The organism is Flaviramulus sp. (assembly GCF_982512915.1).
The window spans coordinates 1-22,087 of record NZ_CEWOCJ010000019.1; the positions used below are offsets into that span (position 1 = coordinate 1).

General features: G+C 31.2%; 19 protein-coding genes. 5 read left to right on the top strand and 14 right to left on the bottom strand.

The features are described from left to right. The first annotated feature begins 109 nt into the window (after positions 1-109). Positions 110-685 (top strand): DUF4339 domain-containing protein, encoded by a 576-nt coding sequence (locus tag AC1XJX_RS11265; RefSeq protein ID WP_482004086.1) that lies wholly within the window; start codon positions 110-112, stop codon positions 683-685. 142 nt (positions 686-827) lie between these two features. On the opposite strand, the gene AC1XJX_RS11270 is transcribed toward AC1XJX_RS11265, so the two are convergent. From AC1XJX_RS11270 to AC1XJX_RS11285, 4 genes are all read right to left on the bottom strand, one after another. Beyond that, positions 828-1,088, bottom strand: a complete 261-nt coding sequence (locus tag AC1XJX_RS11270) for a DDE-type integrase/transposase/recombinase (protein WP_482004087.1) — start codon at positions 1,086-1,088, stop codon at positions 828-830. A 570-nt stretch (positions 1,089-1,658) separates the two neighbouring features. Beyond that, the gene (locus AC1XJX_RS11275; RefSeq protein WP_482004088.1) at positions 1,659-2,630 is read right to left on the bottom strand and encodes a T9SS type A sorting domain-containing protein; all 972 of its coding nucleotides are present in this window, start codon (positions 2,628-2,630) and stop codon (positions 1,659-1,661) included. Between the two features lie 143 nt (positions 2,631-2,773). Continuing rightward, the gene (locus tag AC1XJX_RS11280; protein WP_482004089.1) at positions 2,774-4,849 is read right to left on the bottom strand and encodes a hypothetical protein; all 2,076 of its coding nucleotides are present in this window, start codon (positions 4,847-4,849) and stop codon (positions 2,774-2,776) included. A gap of 115 nt (positions 4,850-4,964) precedes the next feature. Further along, positions 4,965-6,200 (bottom strand): 3-deoxy-D-manno-octulosonic acid transferase, encoded by a 1,236-nt coding sequence (locus AC1XJX_RS11285; RefSeq protein ID WP_482004090.1) that lies wholly within the window; start codon positions 6,198-6,200, stop codon positions 4,965-4,967. Positions 6,201-6,356: 156 nt separating this feature from the next. On the opposite strand from AC1XJX_RS11285, the gene AC1XJX_RS11290 reads away from it, so the two are divergent. Continuing rightward, the gene (locus tag AC1XJX_RS11290) at positions 6,357-7,511 is read left to right on the top strand and encodes a DegT/DnrJ/EryC1/StrS family aminotransferase (protein ID WP_482004091.1); all 1,155 of its coding nucleotides are present in this window, start codon (positions 6,357-6,359) and stop codon (positions 7,509-7,511) included. Next, positions 7,504-8,529, top strand: coding sequence for a UDP-glucose 4-epimerase GalE (galE, locus tag AC1XJX_RS11295; RefSeq protein ID WP_482004092.1), 1,026 nt, complete (start codon positions 7,504-7,506; stop codon positions 8,527-8,529). Before AC1XJX_RS11290 ends, galE begins: the two co-directional genes overlap by 8 nt. A 57-nt stretch (positions 8,530-8,586) precedes the next feature. On the opposite strand, the gene lspA is transcribed toward galE, so the two are convergent. From lspA to AC1XJX_RS11315, 4 genes are read right to left on the bottom strand one after another with little or no spacing between them, the layout of a single operon-like run. Further along, positions 8,587-9,099, bottom strand: a complete 513-nt coding sequence (gene lspA / locus AC1XJX_RS11300) for a signal peptidase II (RefSeq protein ID WP_482004093.1) — start codon at positions 9,097-9,099, stop codon at positions 8,587-8,589. Next, positions 9,099-9,992, bottom strand: coding sequence for an ACP S-malonyltransferase (gene fabD, locus AC1XJX_RS11305; RefSeq protein ID WP_482004094.1), 894 nt, complete (start codon positions 9,990-9,992; stop codon positions 9,099-9,101). Before fabD ends, lspA begins: the two co-directional genes overlap by 1 nt. A 45-nt stretch (positions 9,993-10,037) precedes the next feature. Beyond that, positions 10,038-11,594: an NAD(P)/FAD-dependent oxidoreductase gene (locus tag AC1XJX_RS11310; RefSeq protein WP_482004095.1), complete on the bottom strand. Its 1,557-nt coding sequence runs from the start codon at positions 11,592-11,594 to the stop codon at positions 10,038-10,040. Positions 11,595-11,633: 39 nt separating this feature from the next. Beyond that, positions 11,634-12,545, bottom strand: a complete 912-nt coding sequence (locus AC1XJX_RS11315) for a dihydrofolate reductase (protein ID WP_482004096.1) — start codon at positions 12,543-12,545, stop codon at positions 11,634-11,636. A 302-nt stretch (positions 12,546-12,847) separates the two neighbouring features. Between AC1XJX_RS11315 and AC1XJX_RS11320 the strand changes: the two genes are divergently transcribed. Then, positions 12,848-13,144 (top strand): isoamylase early set domain-containing protein, encoded by a 297-nt coding sequence (locus AC1XJX_RS11320; protein ID WP_482004097.1) that lies wholly within the window; start codon positions 12,848-12,850, stop codon positions 13,142-13,144. A gap of 73 nt (positions 13,145-13,217) precedes the next feature. Here AC1XJX_RS11320 and AC1XJX_RS11325 read toward each other — a convergent pair whose 3' ends face one another. The 6 genes from AC1XJX_RS11325 to AC1XJX_RS11350 form a co-directional block, all read right to left on the bottom strand. Continuing rightward, positions 13,218-15,968: a T9SS type A sorting domain-containing protein gene (locus tag AC1XJX_RS11325; RefSeq protein WP_482004098.1), complete on the bottom strand. Its 2,751-nt coding sequence runs from the start codon at positions 15,966-15,968 to the stop codon at positions 13,218-13,220. Between the two features lie 13 nt (positions 15,969-15,981). Further along, positions 15,982-16,806, bottom strand: coding sequence for a thymidylate synthase (locus AC1XJX_RS11330; protein WP_482004099.1), 825 nt, complete (start codon positions 16,804-16,806; stop codon positions 15,982-15,984). 108 nt (positions 16,807-16,914) lie between these two features. Continuing rightward, positions 16,915-18,444 carry a NupC/NupG family nucleoside CNT transporter gene (locus AC1XJX_RS11335; RefSeq protein WP_482004100.1) on the bottom strand — a complete coding sequence of 510 codons (1,530 nt, stop codon included), beginning with the start codon at positions 18,442-18,444 and terminating at the stop codon, positions 16,915-16,917. Between the two features lie 14 nt (positions 18,445-18,458). Beyond that, the gene (locus AC1XJX_RS11340) at positions 18,459-19,082 is read right to left on the bottom strand and encodes a bifunctional nuclease family protein (RefSeq protein ID WP_482004101.1); all 624 of its coding nucleotides are present in this window, start codon (positions 19,080-19,082) and stop codon (positions 18,459-18,461) included. Positions 19,083-19,203: 121 nt separating this feature from the next. Next, on the bottom strand, positions 19,204-20,163 hold the full coding sequence (locus tag AC1XJX_RS11345) for an electron transfer flavoprotein subunit alpha/FixB family protein (RefSeq protein WP_482004102.1): 960 nt from the start codon (positions 20,161-20,163) through the stop codon (positions 19,204-19,206). 12 nt (positions 20,164-20,175) lie between these two features. Next, positions 20,176-20,922 (bottom strand): electron transfer flavoprotein subunit beta/FixA family protein, encoded by a 747-nt coding sequence (locus AC1XJX_RS11350; RefSeq protein ID WP_482004103.1) that lies wholly within the window; start codon positions 20,920-20,922, stop codon positions 20,176-20,178. 156 nt (positions 20,923-21,078) lie between these two features. Between AC1XJX_RS11350 and AC1XJX_RS11355 the strand changes: the two genes are divergently transcribed. Beyond that, entirely contained in the window at positions 21,079-22,056 is a 978-nt protein-coding gene (locus tag AC1XJX_RS11355) for a pyruvate dehydrogenase complex E1 component subunit beta (protein WP_482004104.1), read from the top strand. Positions 22,057-22,087: the final 31 nt, after the last annotated feature.

The window sequence follows — 22,087 nt, forward strand, 5'->3', positions numbered from 1 at the left end:
CTTTTGGATTGAATGTTTTTGGGATAGCCACAGTTATTCTGAGTACAATATTACTAACAGTTTATTTAACCAAAAGTGATATGGTTGGTAAACAACTAAATAACATATAATGGAAAAGTACTACATTATGGTAAACGGCGAACAACAAGGACCCTTTACCAAACAAGAAATTATTACTAAGGGTTTTTCAAACGATTCTTACATTTATAACAAAGATTTGGGTGGTTGGAAAAAAATTTCTGAAGTAGCTGGTTTTTCTTCTTTTGAGAAAAAGGATGAGATTAAACCTCAAACAATATCAAGCCCTCCGACAATTTCAGATACAAATTACAAAAGCCAAACTCAGCAAAAATCTCAAGAGAAAACACCTATCCAAACAAGTCAAAAAAAGAATCAAAAATTTGACAGAAAAGAGGAAGAATACAAGTCTATTAGAATTACAATTATCGTACTAACTGTTATAAATTGTTTTTTGGAATCTGCATATGCTGGCTTTATTGGGAAAGCTTTTAATCCAATTTCAATTATAATTACATACTTGATTACCGTCTTTTTTGTTAGGAATATTTACAATAAGAATAAGTATTTTAAAAATAAAATTTTAATTACGGTATCTATTTACATAGGGGTTTATATTTTGAAATCTATATTGGGTTTATTAATATTTATTATGATTCTTAATTAAATCAAAATTATCATGTAAATTTTGGAACCTGAAGCATGAAAATAACAATCCAGTAAAAATATTTTTTTAAATCTATTGATTATGAGCTGAGTTCAACTCATAAGTGTAACAATCATATTTCTCTTTTTGATACTGCCATTTTCTAAGCTGGAATAATAGTTTGATTGGTATATAACCTTGAGCTTAATGACCATCCAATTACTTGCCTGTCATATAAATCAATAATGGTAGTAAGGTATAGCCAACCTGTAACTGTTTTTATATAGGTTAAATCTGATACCCAAACTTCATTTAGTCTATTTGCTGTAAAGTTTCTATTTAAATGATTTCTACAAAGTAGGATATGGATGATTAGAATCTGTAGTAACTTTAAACCGCTTTTTAAGTTTACTCCTCCAACCATTGATACGCATTGTAGGCTTCCCCTTTTTAGGGAAGCCTACATGAGAATCGAACTCTAATTACTATGATTTATAGTCGTTATTTATAAATTCAAATTGTTTTAATTCTTTAACAAGTTGGTTAGATAAATTTTCTGTGCGCGCTAGGTAACATTTGCTGGAATGTACCTTCCTGAAATATGTATACAAAAAGCCAAATTATAATGCTTTGTATATGTTAGGTTTTACAAATCCTCAACTAAATTTTTAAACAAATCCAATATTTGGTTCGAAAACAAATCAATTTGGTGTACAAGTAGAACCTTCAACCTTTTTTGGTTGGAGGTTTTTTGTTTTCAGAAATCTTCAGTTAAATTTTGAAATAATTCTAACGTTTGGTTCGAGAATAAATCAATATGGTGTACAAAAGCCTTATCTAATAAAAGATAAGGCTTTTTATTTTTTAAATATATGCGTTTATTGATAAATCTTTGTTTCCTTTTTTTACTCAACAAGGCATTTTAAAACTTTTATCGTACTCTTTGATTTTGAAAATACTAAATAATAGATTCCAGAGCTCAAATCAGATATATTCAAAGTGTTTTTTTTAAACGATTTATTGTTGGGATTTCTCTACCAAAATTATCAAATAGTCTGATTTCATCATAGTCAATATTTTTTGCATTTTTAAAAACAATAACGTCATTAGATGGATTTGGAAATACGGTTAGATCTTTATTTTGGGTTTTTAAATTTGAAATTGATAAAGGACTAATTTCTTCAATACTAAAATTATTAAACAATACTTCTTCATCTTGAAGATCATTAGGATTGTTTAAGCTTCGGTAAATTCCCCATTTAGGTCTTGCAAAATTAGCCCCATCTTGCCATGTATCTAAATTTAAATTACTGTAACTCAATAATAATTGATTGTTTGAAACTTTTTTAATTGTAATAGAATAACTTCCTGGATTACCATAAGTAATAAGTTCTGTGGCTTCTACCCATTGGCCTCTAAACAAATCAAGTTCGGCTGTTTGTACAGTGGTTTGATTTGTAGTTGGTGTATATCTTAACTCAATTCTATCTGGGGTTGCTTTTCTTGCGGTAAGCGTTATCATTGGGATAGATTCGTATGGTCCACCAACGGATTTAATTTGATGCAGATGCGTAAAACTGGGTGAAGGCTGAAAATTTGAAGCTAATTTGAATTTCCATTTATATTCAACGGTTTCTCCTAAAATAGCTTTAAGGTTATCAGGAGATTGGTCATAAGATTTGATTTCTGTACGTTGTCTATCAAAATTTAAACAACGATCATTATCTGGTGTTTTGTGAGCTAAAAAGCGAAAAACGTTGGTATTTAATTCAGAATCATAAACTTCATCAATATGTCTTCCAAAATTTGAGTGCACGCAATCAGGAACTTCAATAACATTATAACCAGGGGCTAAAACAGCATTAATATCTTCATAAGTGTTTCCTAGGCCGTTAGCATTTAAAGTAATCTGAGCATTTAAATTCCAGATTCCTGCAAACATTGATATGTATAAAATTTTTTTCATATTTATATTGGTAGACCAGTTTGGTAAACCAAATATAATTACTTAATTATAATTTATCAAATGATTTATGAAACTAAATATATTAATTTTTAAAAATGAATTCAGATTAACAAAGTATATATTTAATAATAAGTAAAGTTATATTATTCAATACATTGTAATTTATCAATAAAAAAAGCTTTGTAATCAATATCCGAAATAGTTGCAGTTTTTTTTGTGCCTTTAAAAGTGATAAATTTAATAGGTGATTCTTTTAAAGAAGTAACTTTAGCTAGTGACAAATTTGCTTTCAAACTAAAATAATCACAATTTAAATTTCCAGAATGATAAAATATGAGTTCTTGATTATTTTCAAGAACAACAATTACACTAGATCGGCTACTTGGAACATAACTGGCACATCCCAAGTTTTCAGCAAAATTAAAATTTACTTCAGAGTTATTCCCTTGTCTTAATAATTCGATATTTAATTTTTTATGAACTATGTATTTGTCAGTTATAATCACTTGTCTTTTGTAATATTGGTCATATTCGTTAATCAAGTATTTACAGGTATTGCTTTCGTTATTTTTTTTAATCTTAGTTTCTACTATTTTGTTTAGATTACTTTTATATATTGAATCTTTAATTCGCTTAATTTTTAGTTGTTCTTTTTTATTTATTTCAGTCTCAAGTGCTTCTGCTTTAATTCTCTCATATTCTTTTACTTTATTAATAGAATCCTTAATTCTTTTTAGTTGAAGTCTTTGTTTTTCAATTTCGTTTGCTAGAATTTCAGCCTCCTTTTTTTGTTTTTCTTTTAAAAGGTATATAGAGTCTTGAATGTTTTGCAATCTTAATTCTTCTTTTTTTCTTTCTGATGAAAGAGCTTCAGCTTGTTTTTTTTCAGCTTCCTTAACATATCTAATAGAATCTTCAATTCTTTGTAATCTTATGAGATGTTGCTTTTTCTTTTCAATTATAAGAGCTTCGGTTTTAATTCTTTCAGATTCTTTGACGTTGTTAATCGAATCTTGAATTTTATGTAATTTTAATTCTTGTTGTTTTTTTTCAGCAGCTAGTATTTCAGCTTGTTTTTTTTGAGTTTCTTTTAATTCATTAATAGAATCCTTGATTTGTTGTAGTCTAATTTGCTCCTTTTGTTGCTTTTCGATTTGTAGGGCTTGTGCTTTAATTTTTTTTAATTCTTTCACCTGAAAAATAGAATCTTTTATTCTCTGAAGTGTTAGTTGTTCTTGTTTTTTCTTTTCAATTTCAAGAGCTTCTACTTTAATTCTTTCGGTTTCTTTTACCTTGATGATTGAATCTTGAATATTTTGCAATTTCAACTCTAGTTGTTTTTTTTCAGTAGCTAGTATTTCAGCTTGTTTTCTTTGGGTTTCTTTTACATTATTTATCGAATCCTTAATTTGTTGTAGCCTAATTTCTTCCTGATGTTGCTTTTCTATTTCTAGAGCTTGTGTTTTAATTCTTTTTGATTCTTTAACCTGAAAAATAGAGTCCTTTATTTTTTGGAGTCTTAATTGTTCTTGTTTTTTCTTTTCTATTTCAAGGAGTCCTCCTTTAATTCTTTGTTTTTGTTTTAAATAGTATAAAGAATCTTGTATTTTTTGGAGTCTTAGTTCTTGTTTTTTTCTATCAGCTTCAAGTATTTCTGCTTGTTTTATTTCTAATTCTTTTTCAGCATTAATAGAGTCTTGAATTTTTAGAAGCCTTATTTGTTCTAGCTTTTGCTTTTCGTTTTTAAGAGCTTCTGTTTTAACTTTTTGCAACCCTTCAAACTTGACAATAGAATCCTGTTTTTTTTGACGCTTTATTTTTTCTTTAATTTCATTGATGGTGTCTTGTTTTGAATTCCTTATTTCCTTTATTTTATTTTGTCTTAATTCTCGCTCATTTATGGCATTTACTTTTTGTTCATCTTGATAATCAAAATATAAATCCATAACATCCTCAGTTATAATTAAGACGTCATCTCTTACAAAACCTATGTTGTTTTTATATTTTATTTTATAGATATAATTACCAAAATATGCCATAACGATGCATGATTCATCTTCTTTAAATTGTGTTAAAATTTCTGATGAAGCATCCATGGTTGTGAGTAAATTACCATCTTGAATAAATTGCGTAACCTTCTCATTTTTTTGAGAAAAAGAGTTTATTGCACTAATAAAAAAAAGCATCAATAATAAAACTCTGTTTTGTGTTAATTGCATTTTATAAAATGTGTTTAATTTGGGGTCAAAAATATAAAATTAAAAAGAGTTAAAAGCTATTTATTAAGATGATGGTAGTTTGGAATATCAATGTGAATTTTAAATGAAATATAAATTATATATCTAGATAACTAAGTATTTTATTTACAGCACCTTTGTTTTTTGTTATATAATGACTGTTTTTGATACCAAAGTCTTGCCTAGTCCTTTTGTTTTCAATTAAATTTGTTAAAGCACTATTAAATTCTTGTTGATTTGAAACAGAAATCATGCCTCCATAATCTATCAAGTTTTGTGCTTCAGGAAATTTCTCATGATGATTGCCAATAATCACTGGAACTCCAAATACGGCTGGCTCTAAAGTATTATGTAAACCTGTATTGCCCATAGCACCACCAACATAAGCGATATCTGAATAATTATAAATTTTTGTTAGTATCCCAATTGTATCAATAATAAAAACTTTAGCAGTTGAAATTGGTTTAATATCTTTTTCTGTATACAAAATCGTTTCTGCTTTAATACGTTCTTTAAGACTTTTAATTTGACTAGCTTTTATATTATGTGGAGCAATTATGAATTTTACATCTTTTAATGTTTCAGAATTAATAAAATTAACAAACAACATTTCATCTTCTGGCCAAGTACTACCAGCTACGACGCAAAGGTTGTTATTTTTAAAATTTTCAATAAATTCTATAGTATTATCCATTTCCAACTGACTAAAAACTCTATCAAATCGTGTATCTCCAGATACTGTTACAGACTTATAATCTATAGTTTCTAATAATTTTTTTGAATCTTCATTTTGAGTAAAAATATGCTCAAATGCAAACAATGCATTTCTTAATTCTTTTCCATAGAATTTAAAATAAGGTTGGTTTTTTCTAAAAGCTGCCGAAATTAGAATAGCTTTTAATTTCCTTTTTTTAAGCGCATTCAAAAAATTTGGCCAAATATCATATTTAACAAAAACCGTGAGTTCTGGGTTTATGATGTTTAAAAATTGTTCTGCATTTTTTTTTGTATCTAAAGGAATGTAAACAATAACATCTGCAATCGGGGAATTTTTTCTAATCTCATAACCAGAAGGGGAAAAGAAACTTAGTATTATTTTGTGAGATTTGTAATGATTTCTTAAAGCTTTAAATACGGGCAACCCTTGTTCGTATTCTCCTAAAGAAGCACAATGAAACCATAATGATTTATCAGTTTTTTGGATGTTGTTTTTTAAAGTTAAAAGTGTTTCTCGTCTTCCAATAACACCTTTTTTAATTTTTTCATTAAAAATACTTGCACATTTTAAAGTAAAATGCGAGAAATAAATAACTATGTTATAAATAAAACCCAATTTTTTTAGTTTGTGCTAAAATACATTTCTTTAAAATAAATTCATTGGTTAGCGTTAATGAATTTTGTAATTTCGTAAAGATAAACCCATATTGGGTAGACATTAAAAATGGTCTAATACTTTTTTAAGTGTAATTAGGCTTTGTAATTTTTTTAGATGAATAAAATTCAAATGGTTGACCTAAAGGGTCAATATAGCAAAATAAAAGATGTTGTAAATCCTGCTATTCAAGAAGTAATAGAAACAACCACCTTTATTAATGGTCCTAAAGTTTATGAATTCCAAAAGCATTTAGAGTCATACTTAGGTGTAAAACATGTTATTCCATGTGCTAATGGAACAGATGCTTTACAAATTGCAATGATGGGTTTAGGTTTAAAACCTGGAGATGAGGTTATTACTGCAGATTTTACATTTGCAGCAACTGTTGAAGTTATTGCATTGTTGCAATTAACACCTGTATTAGTCGATGTAAATGAAGGTGATTTTAATATCAATATTGAAGCTGTAAAAAAGGCAATAACACCAAAAACTAGAGCTATAGTTCCGGTTCATTTATTTGGTCAATGTGCCAATATGGAAGCCATTATGGAAATAGCCATTGAGCATAATTTATATGTAATTGAAGATAATGCTCAAGCTATTGGTGCTAATTATACCTATAAAAATGGTGAAAAAGTTAAAGCTGGTAACATAGGTCATGTTGCTGCAACTTCATTTTTCCCATCAAAAAACTTAGGCTGTTATGGAGATGGTGGTGCTATTTTTACTAATGATGATGCTCTAGCTCACACCATTAGAGGCATTGTGAATCATGGCATGTACGAAAGATATCATCATGATGTTGTTGGAGTTAACTCACGTTTAGATAGTATTCAAGCTGCTGTTTTAGATGCTAAATTACCACATCTTGATACTTATAATAAAGCGAGACAACATGCTGCTAGAAAATATAATGCTGCTTTTAAATCTATTAAAAACATAGTAACACCTAAAACTGTAAATAGTTGTGATGGTATTTGTGATACTTGCGATTGTCATGTTTTTCATCAATACACTCTAAAATTAAAAAGTATTGATAGAGATGCTTTAGTAAAACATTTACATGAGCAAGGGATACCATGTGGTGTTTATTACCCCATTCCGCTTCATAAACAGAGAGCGTATTTAGACGAAAGATATATAGAATCTGATTTTTCAGTTACTAATCAATTAGTCAAAGAAGTTATTTCATTACCGATGCATACAGAATTGGATGATGAACAGATTGAATTTATTACTTCAACAATTATCAAATTTGTAAATGGATAAAATTTTAGTAACGGGTGGTTTAGGATTTATAGGATCGCACACAGTTGTAGAATTACAAAACGAAGGCTTTGAGGTTGTAGTTATTGATGATTTATCAAATTCATCAATAAAAGTTATTGAAGGTATTCATGCTATTACAGGGAAAACTCCTGTTTTCGAAAAATTAGATTTAAAAGATAAATTAGGTGTTGAAACCTTTTTCGCAAAGCATCATGATGTTAAAGGTGTTATTCATTTTGCTGCAAGTAAGGCTGTTGGAGAAAGTGTGGTAGAGCCTCTATTATATTATGAAAATAATTTAAACACGCTGGTTTATATTTTAAAGGAATTAAAAAAATTACCCGAATCTAATTTTATTTTCAGTTCTTCTTGTACCGTTTATGGGCAAGCAGATGAGTTACCAATAACTGAAAATGCACCTGTAAAACTTGCAGAATCTCCTTATGGAAACACGAAACAAATTGGAGAAGAAATAATAAAAGATACTTGTAAAATAACACCAAAACTAAAAGCAATTGCATTACGATATTTTAATCCTATTGGAGCTCACAAATCTTTAAATATTGGTGAATTACCAATAGGTGTTCCTCAAAATTTGGTGCCATTTATTACACAAACTGCCGTAGGTTTAAGAGAGCAATTATCCGTTTTTGGAGAAGATTATCCAACCCCAGATGGCACCTGTATAAGAGATTATATTCACGTTGTTGATATTGCAAAAGCGCATGTTATAGCTTTACAACGCCTTTTGCTAGATAAGAATAAAGGTAATTATGAAACGTTTAATTTAGGAACTGGAACCGGAAGTTCTGTTCTGGAAGTCATAAATTCTTTTGAAAAAGTTTCTGGAAAAAAATTAAATTATAAAATTGTAGACAGAAGGGCAGGAGATGTTGTTTCTGCTTACGCTGACACCTCTAAAGCTAATAATGAATTAGGTTGGAAAGCAACATTAACTTTAGATGATGGGATGGAATCTGCTTGGAAATGGGAACAAAAAGTAAGACGTAAAAATTAATAATTGTTTTACTTAAAATATATAAAAAGCTGCTAACATAGTTAGAAGCTTTTTTGTTTATGTTATTTTTTCTTTCTTTTTAAAGCTAGAAACAACCAAAATAATCATTCCAGTTGTAACAGATAAATCGGCCATATTAAAAATACCTGTTTTAAATACACCGCCTAAATCTATAAAAAAGAAATCGGTAACAGAACTACGAACTATTCTGTCAAAAACATTTGCAATACCACCACCAATAATACTCGAAAATGCAAATAGCGACCAATTATCTAAATTTTTATCTTTTAAAATATGACGCAATACAAAGCCTAAAACTAGAATTGGTAAAATAAGGAGTAAAATAATTCTTGAAGGTTCATTTAATTCACTACCCATCCCTAAGAAAGCACCTTCATTTTCAACATTCATTAAAATAAAATAGTCACGAATTACTTTAATTCGCTCACTCGGTCTAAATTCATCCTGACCAACAATGTTAGCTCTTACAGCTACTTTTGAAATTTGATCAATAGCAATTGTTAAAACAATAACTAATGATATAAAAAAAGAACGATTTGTTAGTTTCATTAACTATTGGTATTTTGAGATGCAGATGCTGTTTGTGTTTCTCTGTTTATTTTTTTAACTAAACCTTGTAGTACATTTCCTGGGCCAACTTCAGTAAACAAAGTAGCACCATCTTTAATCATTTGTTGTACAGATTGTGTCCATCTCACAGGAGCAGTTAGTTGTAAAATTAAATTTGATTTAATAGCTGTTTCATCAATTACGGCGTTTGCGGTAACATTTTGATAAATAGGGCAATTTGGTTTGCTAAATATTGTGTTTTCAATAGCTGAGGCTAATTCTTCGCGTGCAGGTTCCATTAATGGTGAATGAAAAGCACCACCAACAGGCAGAACTAGGGCTCTTTTTGCTCCAGCTTCTTTTAAGGTTTCACATGCTTTATTGACCGCTTCAACGTCTCCAGAAATAACTAACTGCCCAGGGCAGTTATAATTTGCTGCTACAACAATACCTTCTGTTGAACCACATATTTTTTCAACTAAAGCATCTTCTAATCCTAAAACAGCAGCCATGGTGCTTGGTTTAATTTCGCATGCTTTTTGCATTGCTAAAGCACGTTGTGAAACTAATTTTAAACCATCTTCAAAATTTAAAGCACCATTTGCTACTAATGCAGAAAACTCTCCAAGAGAATGTCCGGCTACCATATCTGGTTTAAAACTTTCACCTAGAGTTTTTGCTAATATGACAGAATGTAAAAAAATAGCTGGTTGAGTTACTTTAGTTTCTTTTAAATCGTCTACAGACCCTTCAAACATAATATCTGTAATGCTGAAGCCTAGAATAGAATTTGCTTGTTCAAATAATTCTTGAGCTAAAGCAGAATTATTGTAAAGGTCTAAGCCCATTCCTGAAAACTGAGCGCCTTGACCTGGAAAAATATATGCGTGCATGTTATTTAGTTTTTAATGTTGCAAAAATAGAAATAATATTAAAATTTATAATCCTTTACTTGCTGCTTCTGCACATCGTTCGCCATCCATGGCTGCAGAAACTATACCACCTGCATAACCACCACCTTCTCCGCAAGGATATAAGTTAGTAATTTGTGGGTGTTCTAAAGTTTCTGTTCTGGGTATACAAACAGGTGATGAGGTTCTAGATTCTACACCAATAATATTGGCATCTTCTGTATAGTAACCTTTCATTTTTTGTCCAAAAGCTTCAAATCCTTTTCTCAGTCTACTTCCTATTAATTTTGGTAAAAGGGAGTGTAAAGGTGCCGAATTTAAACCAGGTTGATAGGAGGTTGGATTCAAATCTATAGATAATTTACCTTCAACAAAATCTGTTAAACGTTGTGCTGGTGCTATTTGACTTCTACCTCCCGAGGTAAATGCTAATTTCTCTAAGTTTTTTTGATATTCCAAGCCTTTTAAAGGGCCAAATTGTTCATATTTGGGGATGTCTTTATTGACATCAATTTCAACGACAATTCCAGAATTGGCATATAAATTATTTCGTTTTGATGGTGACATGCCATTAACTACCACTTCGCCATTTGCTGTTGCAGCGGGTACTATAAATCCGCCTGGGCACATACAAAACGAATACACACCCCTATCATTAATTTGTTGAACCAAACTATAAGAAGCAGCAGGGAGTAATTTATGTCGTTCACCCTCACAATGATATTGAATAGAATCGATGATATGTTGTGGATGTTCCACTCGAACGCCCATAGCAAATGATTTTGCTTCTAACGCAATGTGTTTTTTATGAAGTAAATAGAAAATATCTCTTGCTGAATGCCCCGTTGCAAGTATAACCTTTTCAACAGGCATTTCATTAGTATTACTAAGTTGAAGAGCTTGAATTTTATTATTTTTTATAATAAAATCTGTAACTCTAGTTCCAAAGTAAATTTCGCCACCATATTTTAATATGGTTTCTCGAATATTTTGAACCACTTTAGGTAGCTTGTTTGTGCCAATGTGTGGATGCGCATCTATTAAAATTTGGTTGGTTGCACCATGAAAAACAAGGTTTTCAAAAATACGACGTACATCTCCACGTTTTAAACTACGTGTATAAAGTTTACCATCACTATAAGTGCCGGCACCGCCTTCTCCAAAACAGTAATTAGAATCATCATTAACAATATGGTCTTGATTTATGGCTTTTAAATCTCGCCTTCTATCTTGTACGTTTTTACCACGTTCCAAAACAACAGGTTTATATCCTAATTCTATACAACGCAACGCAGCCCACATCCCAGCAGGACCAAAGCCAATTATATGAATAGATTTAGCTTTAGATACATCTTTATATTCAAAAGTGTATTCAGATTTTTCAGGCAGATTTTCTTTGATATAAACAGCTACTTTGTAATTTAGTATAATGTTAGGTTTTCTTGCATCAATAGATTTTCTAAGAACTTTTACTCCCGAAATATCTTTTTTGTCAATCTCTAATTTTAAGGCAGATTTTAAAACTAGAATATCATTAACATCTTCTTCTTTAAGCGTAATACGAAGTTGTATCTCTTTTACCATTTGGTAAAATTAATTGATTTTTTCACAAATTAACTTAATTCACCTTTTTTCATAAGTTAAAAAAGAAAAATCATAATTATGTTTTTCGTCTTTTGCACAAAAAGTATAAGCTGTTTCTTTCCATAATTTAGAGTCTATTTTTGGAAAAAACGTATCCGCTTCAAAATCATGATGAACACGCGTTAATTCAATTTTATCAGCAATAGCTATCGACTGTTTATAAATTTCTCCACCGCCAATTATGAAAGGTTGTTTGTCACTTTTAGCAACATCAAGCGCGTCCTCTAGATTATTAACTAAAATAACACCTTCAGGAGCTTTATAATCAGTTTGTCTTGTAATTACTACATGTGTTCTATTAGGGAGTGGTTTTGGGAAACTTTCAAAGGTTTTTCTGCCCATAATAATAAAATGCCCATTAGTTAAGTTTTTAAAACGTTTTAAATCATCACCTAAATGCCAAATAAGTTGATTGCCTTTTCCAATGGCATCATTTTCTGCAGCTGCAACAATGATTGTTATTTCAGATTTTTTTGGCGTGCTTTTTTGATTCTGAAATTCATGATTTTTAGCTAAAGGTTTTTCTTCTTTTTCAAATCCATTTTTTAAACTATCTATTCGATTTTGCTGTTTTGCTACTAGTTTTTGAAGTTGTTGTTTTTCCCACGCCTTTCCCATAAATTTATGGGTTATAAAAACATTAAAAATATGATAAACAAAAAAGAATAACCATATTAAAATGGCAAACACAAACCAATCGATACCAAAAAATTGTACATCATTGCCAATACCTAAAACTGCATTTGCAAAAATTAAAAATACTGCACCGATTAAGAATATTACAAAATGAATGTAAAGACGTTTTTTTTGTTTTATACGTTTTTGAGCATTTTCAATAAGCTCTAATTGGTCTTTATCAATTTCTGGTATTTGTTTCTTTTTCCCGAACATACTATTTAAATTATGGTATAAAGTTAATGCTTTTTATATTAAACTAATGAAATAGAATTTAAGTTAAAGTCTGATAAATTGCGCAAACGTTTTCGTTTAAAACTTGCTGATTATCAGGTAAAAAGATAAATTTTTATATTAATAATATTGTAAATTTTTAACACTAAATTTAGCCAACTAAAAAATAATAATAGTTCAAATTATCAATTTGATAATTTTCGGAAACAAAGTAATGTATTTATAAGTTGATAACCTAAATGTTTTAAATTTGCCTTGAAATACAACACTTTAAAACTAAAATTATGTCTATTAAAAAACAATATTTAAAAAGTAAACCAGTATGTAAAGTAACTTTTTCTTTAACAGCTGAAGAAGCAAATAAAGTTTCTGTAGTAGGATCTTTTAACGAATGGAATGCGAAAAAAGCACCCCTTAAAAAATTAAAAAATGGGACTTTTAAAGCCACTTTAGATTTAGAATCTGGAAGTTCTTATGAATTTAAATACATTGTTGATGGCACTTATGTTAATGATGATTCTGCAGATGCCTATGCTTGGAATGATTTCGCTGGGGCCGAAAATAGTGTTATAAACCTATAATGCTTTTAAAATAATTTATAAAAAAAAGCACTTTCGATGAGAAAGTGCTTTTTTGTTTATTTTAACTAAGTGATTATTTTTTAATAAACTTTTTAGTTCCGGTTTTATTATCTGTTTTAATCTCAATAAAATACATCCCCGAAAGTAAGTTGCTTACATCAATTTTATTGCTTGATAGTAAACCATTTGTAACTGTTTGACCTAGCATATTTTTTATGTTATAACCTATATTACTGCCAAACTCTTTTGGTAGTTTTAAATTAATTTCATTGGTTGTTGGATTTGGGAACAATGACAAAGAACTGCTAATATCATTGGTGTCGGTTGTGCTAAGAGGAATATTAGTAATAACACTTTCAAACATACCATTTCCATGTGTTCCAATTAATAAGTGGTTGTCTGAAGGGCGATATGATAAAGTTCTAACTAAAGCTAATCCAATTTGTGTTGGTGCTTCTCTAACCCAATCAGTTGAAGTAGGATCTTGAGTACTATAAAACCCTCTAGCTGTACCAACATAATATATAGTTTGTCCAGCTACTTCAACAATAGCAGCAGATCTTATAGAATGAGCTGACAAATTTCTTTCAACTAGTGTCCAAGTTGGAGTTGAATTAGTAGCATTTGTAGTTAAGTAAATGCTATTGATACCGTAGTTGGAATAAGTTGCTAATACAATGTCATTATTAGTTGGATGGATAGCTAAACCAGAGACAATAGAAGGGAAGGTTGTTGAAGCCGTTAGCGGTGTAATATCTGTGGCATCAGAAATGTTAGTTGCAGCTTGTGGATCATTTAATCTATAAATATGCCCAGAATCACCACCTATTAATAAATAGCTACTTGCCGGATTATATGTGCCCCAAGTTGTAGAAAATCTTACCAACTCATCAGAATGATTAAAAGCAGCCGAGGTTCCTCCAATATCTGTCCAAGTATCAGATGCCACGGTAGCACCATCAGTAGTTCTTAAAAGTCTAGTCTCTGCAGCATAGTAAATAGCATTGGTATTATCTTGATCCATGTGAAAATAAGTAACAAATTGGCTAGGGTATGATGAACCAGGTGTAACTTCAGGAGTGATTTCTGTGTAGTTGCCACCTCCAGCACAAAACCTGAATAGTCTCCCGTTTTGAAAACCTGCAAAAAATGACAAACTACAACCAGCATAATTAGGAATTCCAACAGCTACTCCATCACCTCCAAGTGTTGCAATCTGTGATGTAGCATCTGGCAGGCCTAGTATTGTTCCTCCAATTTTAGTTCCATTATCTTGTGTGCCACCAATAACGTAATCAGATCCAAATGAAGGGTCTATTGCAACATGATAATATTGATAGGTCTTGTAATTATTATTTAGGCTTGTCCATACTATTGGAGAAGCAGTAATAAGATCTGTTCTATGAACTCCACCATCTGTACCAGAAAAAAGAACATTACTGTCAAAAGGACTAAATACTAAAGCATGTATATCTGGATGGTGATTAGCATAAAGAGCATAACTAGCAGGAGAAACATAACCTCCAATTCTTTCAAAACGAGAACCAGAATCAGTAATATCCTCTTTTTTGTATGCATTAGTACCTCCAATAACAACAAAATTTGGATTATCTGGTTTTACACTCACAACTAAATCATAACCCCCTTGGATATGTAAAGGGTTATTACCATCGTCATTACCTCCACAACCTTCAGAAGGAAGTACCGCACTAAAATCAGTAAAACTAGTATTGCTTTGGTCCCATCTCCATAAATCAGCTTCTGATATATCATTTGCGCAATCTCCAGTTAGTCCATTATCAAATAAAATATAAAGTAAATCTTCATTAGATGGTGCTAATGCTAAAACAACTCTGCCTGAAGGAACAAAACTGCCAATATTAATTCTTGACCATCCAGAATTACCGTTAGCTGAAGTATAAACACCCTCTATAGCAGCACTATGATTACCAGAAAATGCAGCATAAACTCTACCTGTAGATGTAATAACTACATCTGTAGCTTGAGCAGTTGTTAGTTGGCCACCATTTATTTCTTCATCCCATAAAACACCATTATATCTCATGATTCTTGCTGCAGTAGCTGCGAAAAGATTTCCCGTTAGAGGATGAACTGCTAAATTAAAAATGATATCAAAGGTGCTATCAAAAGATACTTGATTGGAATTGGTTGAAGGAATTTGACTCCACGTTAAACCACTATCATTAGATTGCCAAATACCTTGACCAAAATAAAATGATGATCCATTTCCAGCGGAATTACCAAGTCCTTCACCAGTAGCATAATACCAGATATTTTGAAAGCCTACTCTTGGGTCTTGTACTATAGCAGTTACATTATGTATTTCATCATTTGATGATACTTTTGTCCAATTTGCTCCTGCGTTTGTAGTTCTAAAAACACCACCACTTACTCCACCTGCAAGTATGGTATTTCCAGTTGGGTCACTAATATCAACAACAATACTTCTAGTTCTGCCTCCAAAATTACTTGGTCCTCTATCTATATAACTGCTTTGTGGTGTCTTACTGGTTAAATTGTTTTTGATTTTTGATGCTTTTGCTTGCTTAAATTCAAGTTGCTTCTCAGTTTTTGATATAATTCCAGTATTAGGATTTACTTGTCTATAAAACTCATATAAATCTCTGGCTTCATTATACAGAGCGCGTTCTTCAAGTGTTTTTTTCTTTCCTTTTTGAGTTGGAGCGATTTTAATTCTTTCAATTTTAACTTGATCTTTTTTAGTAGATTGGTAGTTATTTGAAATCAAAACTATTGTAGCGACTAATAACAAAGATAAAACAGCTAGTAATTTTCTTTTCATAATGCAATTTTTGTTAAACAGCCACTACACCTTTAATATGTGGATGCGGGTTATAATCTATTAATGTAAAATCATCAAAAGTAAACTCAAAAATATCTTTAACTTCCGGATTAATTTTCATTTTTGGAAGAGGTCGTATGTCTCTTGAAAGTTGAAGTTTTAATTGCTCATAATGATTACTGTAAATATGAGCATCACCAAAAGTATGAATGAAGTCTCCTGGTTGGTAGCCGCAAACTTGTGCCATGATCATCGTGAATAATGCGTATGAAGCTATGTTAAAAGGTACACCTAGAAAGATATCAGCACTCCGTTGATATAATTGACATGATAATTTACCATTTGCAACATAAAATTGAAAGAATGCATGGCATGGTGGCAGTGCCGCTTTACCATTAGCAACGTTTTCACTAAAGGATTTAGATGTGTCTGGTAAAACCGAAGGGTTCCAAGCAGAAACCAACATTCTACGGCTGTTAGGATTATTTTTTAGGGTATGAATTACTTCTTTTATTTGGTCTATTTCATCACTATTCCAATTGCGCCATTGATGCCCGTAAACAGGGCCTAAATCGCCATTTTCATCAGCCCACTCATTCCAAATTCGCACACCATTTTCAGTTAAGTATTTAATATTTGTGTCACCTTTTAGAAACCAGAGTAATTCATAAACGATAGATTTTAAATGCAATTTTTTAGTAGTTACCATAGGGAAACCATCACTCAAATCAAAACGCATTTGATATCCAAAAACACTTTTAGTTCCTGTGCCAGTTCTATCTCCTTTTTCGTTTCCGTTCTCTAAAACGTGTTTGACTAAATCGTGGTATTGTTGCATTTAATTTTAAATTTCTTAGCTAATAAAAATATGAAAAAGCTTTTATTTTTTATGATTAATAGATTTTTTTTTACTCAAAGTTATTAACGAGAAAAAAATAAAAGATAACTACCCAATAATCATTCCAGCAATTGTTGCGGAAATAAGAGAGGTAATTGTGCCTCCAATTAAGGCTTTCATTCCAAATTTAGAAAGTGTTTTACGTTGCCCAGGAGCTAAAGATCCTATACCACCTATTTGAATACCAATGGAAGCAAAATTCGCAAAACCACAAAGCATATAAGTAGCCATGATAATTGATTTTTCGTAGGTTAAATGAATAGAGCTTCCTACATCTTTTAGTTCTGCTAATTGTATGTAGCCAATAAATTCACTAGCTGCTAATTTAATACCTAAGAGTTGCCCCATAAGCGCCATATCCTCTTTCGCAATTCCTATAAGCCACATTAAAGGAGAAAAAGTATAGCCTAAAATTAGTTCGAGTGATAAGCTTTTGTATGTAGTGTTGTTGGCTATCCAACTATTTAAATTTGTAATATCTCCAACCCAACCTAAAATACCATTAAACATTGCAATAAATGCTACAAAAACTAAAAGCATTGCGCCAACATTTACTGCTAATCTTAAACCTTCGGTGGTACCATTAGCAATAGCATCTAAAAAATTAGATCCTATTTTTTCTTGCGATACTGTAACATCTGTATTGATTGATTCTGTTTGAGGATATAATATTTTTGAAATTACGATAGCTCCAGGTGCAGCCATTACAGAGGCTGCCAAAAGATGTTTAGCATAAAATAATCTTAAAGCAGGGTCGTCACCCCCTAGAAACCCAATGTAGGCTGCTAAAACAGCTCCAGCTACGGTAGCCATTCCTCCGATCATAACTAGAAGCATTTCAGATTTATTCATTTTTTCTAAATAAGCTTTAATTAAAAGCGGTGCTTCAGTTTGACCTAAGAATATATTACCAGCAACACTTAAACTTTCAGCGCCAGAAATTTTTAAAGCTTTTGATAATAACCAAGCCATTGTTTTTACTACTTTTTGAATAATTCCCAGATAGAATAAAACTGAAGTTAAGGCTGAGAAGAAAATGATAGTTGGTAATACTTGAAAAGCGAATATGTAACCAAAGGTATCCATATCTACTACCAAACCTTCAAATAAAAATTTACTACCAGCTCTTGTGAATTCGAGAACTTGAATAAATAAGCCACCAATAAATTCGAAAATATTTTTTATAAAATCAACTTTTAAAACTCCTATGGCTATTACTAGTTGAAAAGCTAAACCTATACTAACAATTTTCCAGTTTATAGCTTTTCTGTTACTACTGAAAAGAAATGCCATAAATACCAATGAAGTCATCCCTAAAATACCGCGCCATAAACTAATTATTGAAAAACCTTGACTAGCAATAACTTGATTAACGGATGTTTTATGTGTTTTAATATTTGGGATTTCTTCAACTAAACTATCTGAGTTATTTTTAGTTAATGTATTGGAAGCTTTATTTTCAATTGCTGAAATTTCTTGAACAGAATCAGGTTGAATTGAGTTGTCTATATTTTGTGCATTAGATAATGATGAAAAAAATATGATCAAGGCAAAACAAGACAGAAACAGTTTTTTCATAATATGTAATGGGGTTATTCTCTTTTAGAGATTTCATCGCGAAGTCGTGCAGCCTTTTCATAATCTTCGTTTGTAACGGCTTCGTCCAATAAGTTATGAAGTTCTTCTAAAGTTTTTGATTTAAAATTTTCAGTAGGTTTGTTAGGTTCAAGCTCATTTGCAACCAATTCATCCATTAAAATGCTGTCTTGTTTTTCTTCATCTTCTTCATCTTTTTTAGGGTTTACTTTGAGGTAAATCCCTGCTTTGTCAAGAATGTTTTTATAAGTAAAAATAGGTGCTTGAAATCGAAGTGCTAAAGCTATAGCATCACTGGTTCTGGCATCAATAATTTCTTCAATTTTATCGCGTTCGCAAATTAAACTTGAATAAAAAACACCATCTACTAGTTTGTGTATAATAACTTGTTTAACAACAATATCAAACCTGTCGGCAAAATTTTTAAATAAATCGTGTGTTAAAGGCCTTGGTGGGCTTATTTCTTTTTCTAATGCTATGGCAATTGATTGCGCTTCAAAAGCACCAATAACTATGGGAAGTTTTCTGTCTCCGTCAACCTCATTCAATATTAATGCGTAAGCACCATTTTGTGTTTGACTGTAGGATATTCCTTTTATATTTAATCTTACTAAACTCATAAATTTATAAAAACACAAAGAACTGTTTAAATTAGGACTTTACCAACAACCAAAGGTATATTTAAGATAAAATGCTAATTTAAGCAGTTCAATACTCTGTTACAATTTATAAAAAATAATTTTATTGTTGTGCTTTAAACGCTTTTAATTTAGTAATGAGTTCTGGAACCACTTGAAAAGCATCACCAACTACACCATAGTCTGCAGCTTTGAAAAAAGGTGCTTCTGGATCTGAATTGATTACGACTTTTACTTTTGAAGCATTTATACCTGCTAAATGTTGAATAGCACCAGAGATACCTACGGCAATATATAAATTTGATGCTACAGGTTTTCCTGTTTGCCCAACGTGTTCACCGTGTGGTCTCCAGCCTAAGTCTGAAACTGGTTTTGAACATGCCGTTGCAGCTCCTAAAACATCAGCTAATTCTTCAATCATTCCCCAATTTTCTGGACCTTTTAAACCACGTCCTGCAGAAACCACAATTTCAGCATCTGCAATTGTTACTTTATCTGTTGCTTTATCAACCGATTCAACGTTAACCCCTAATTCTGGTATTGATGGTGAAAAATCTTCTGCTGTAGCGCTACTATTATTTTCAACTAATCCAAAAGAATTATTTGAAACGCCAACAATTTTAACATCCGTATTTATTTGAATGTTTTCAAAAGCTTTATTTGTAAAAGCGGTTCGTTTTACTGTAAAAGGACTTGTACAAGAAGGCGTTTCAACTACATTTGAAGCATAACCTGCATTTAATCCTACTGCTAAAAGTGGTGATAAATATTTGCTATTTGCACTAGAGCTAACAACAATAACTTTTGAGCTTTCTTTTACAGCAGCTTGTTTTATTGCTTCGGCATACGCATTAGCATTAAATTTATCTAGTTGTGAATCGATTACATTTAGAACTTTATCAATACCATAAGTAGCTAAAGAAGAAGTATCAGTCGTATTAATTGCTATTGCTGTAACTGTAGTGCCTAATTGGTTTGCTACAGCTCTAGCGTAAGAAGCTACTTCAAAAGCTATTTTTTTAAATTTTCCGTTTTCTGATTCTGTATATACTAAGACTGACATATCTATAACATTTTATATCACTTTAGCTTCGTTATGAAGCAAGTTTATTAATTCATCTAAATTATCTGCAGGAACTAAAGTTACTGCACCTTTTGGGGTTGGTTTTAAAAACGAGACAGAATTTGTTTCATTGCTAGCTTCCACGGGTTCTAATATCGTTAATGGTTTTTGGCGAGCCATCATGATACCTCTCATGTTTGGAATTCTTAAATCACTTTCTTCAACTAAACCTTTTTGTCCGCCAATAACTAATGGCAACATTGTTGAAACAGTCTCTTTTCCACCATCAATTTCTCTGGTTGCTTTTACAAAATTACCATCAACTTCAAGGTTAATACAATTGTTTACAAAGTTAGCTTGTATTAAACCAGCTATCATTCCTGGAACCATACCTCCATTATAATCAATAGATTCACGTCCTGCAATAATTAAATCATACCCACCATCTTTTACTACATGGGCTAATTGTTTTGCAACGGAGAATCCATCTGTTGCAGCCTTATTTATTCTTATGGCAGCATCGGCTCCAATAGCCAAAGCTTTTCTTAAAGTCGGCTCAGTTTCAGCACCACCAACATTTATAACGGTTACACTTGCACCCTGTTTTTCTTTAAACCACATAGCACGAGTTAAACCAAACTCATCATTTGGGTTAATAACAAATTGTACACCAGTGGTGTCAAATTTCGTATCGCTATCTGTAAAATTAATCTTTGAGGTAGTGTCTGGTACGTGACTAATACACACTAATATTTTCATAATTTTATATATTAAAATGTCTTATTTTTTAGATCGCTACGAAGTTAATTATTTTATTTTGAAAAATACTATGCATGCATAGTAAATTTTAAAAAAATCTTTTTCAAGTGTATGCCATTTATTGTTATTTTTGCTACTTGAAATAAAACAATATTAATGAAGACAATTCAATTTAGAGAAGCTATTTGCGAAGCGATGAGTGAAGAAATGCGAAGAGATGAAAGCATTTATTTGATGGGTGAGGAAGTAGCAGAATATAATGGTGCTTATAAAGCATCAAAAGGAATGTTAGATGAATTTGGACCAAAACGTGTTATTGATACACCTATTGCTGAGCTTGGTTTTGCAGGTATAGCAATTGGTTCAACTATGACAGGTAACAGACCAATTGTAGAATATATGACTTTTAACTTCTCTTTAGTTGGTATTGATCAAATAATAAACAATGCTGCTAAAATCAGACAAATGTCTGGAGGTCAGTTTAATTGTCCAATTGTGTTTCGTGGACCTACAGCTTCTGCAGGTCAATTAGGAGCAACACACTCTCAAGCTTTTGAAAACTGGTTTGCAAATACGCCAGGTTTAAAAGTAGTAGTGCCTTCAAATCCATACGATGCGAAAGGTCTATTAAAGGCAGCGATTCGTGATAACGATCCTGTTATTTTTATGGAAAGTGAACAAATGTATGGTGATAAAGGAGAAGTGCCGGAAGGTGAGTATATATTACCTCTAGGAGTTGCTGATATTAAACGCGAAGGTACAGATGTAACTATAGTTTCTTTTGGGAAAATAATTAAAGAGGCCTACAAAGCAGCTGATGAATTAGAGAAAGAAGGTATTTCTTGTGAGATTATTGACTTACGTACGGTTCGTCCAATGGACAGAAAGGCTATTTTAGAATCTGTTAAAAAAACAAATCGTTTAGTAGTTTTAGAAGAAGCATGGCCTTTTGGAAATGTAGCTACAGAAATTACATATTTAGTTCAATCAGAGGCTTTTGATTATCTAGATGCACCTATTGTGAAAATTAATACAGCTGATACACCAGCACCATATTCACCAGTTTTGTTGGAAGAATGGTTACCAAATTATGAAGATGTTATCAAAGCTGTTAAAAAAGTAATGTATAAATAAACCGTAATACTTTACGTTATATAAACTTCAT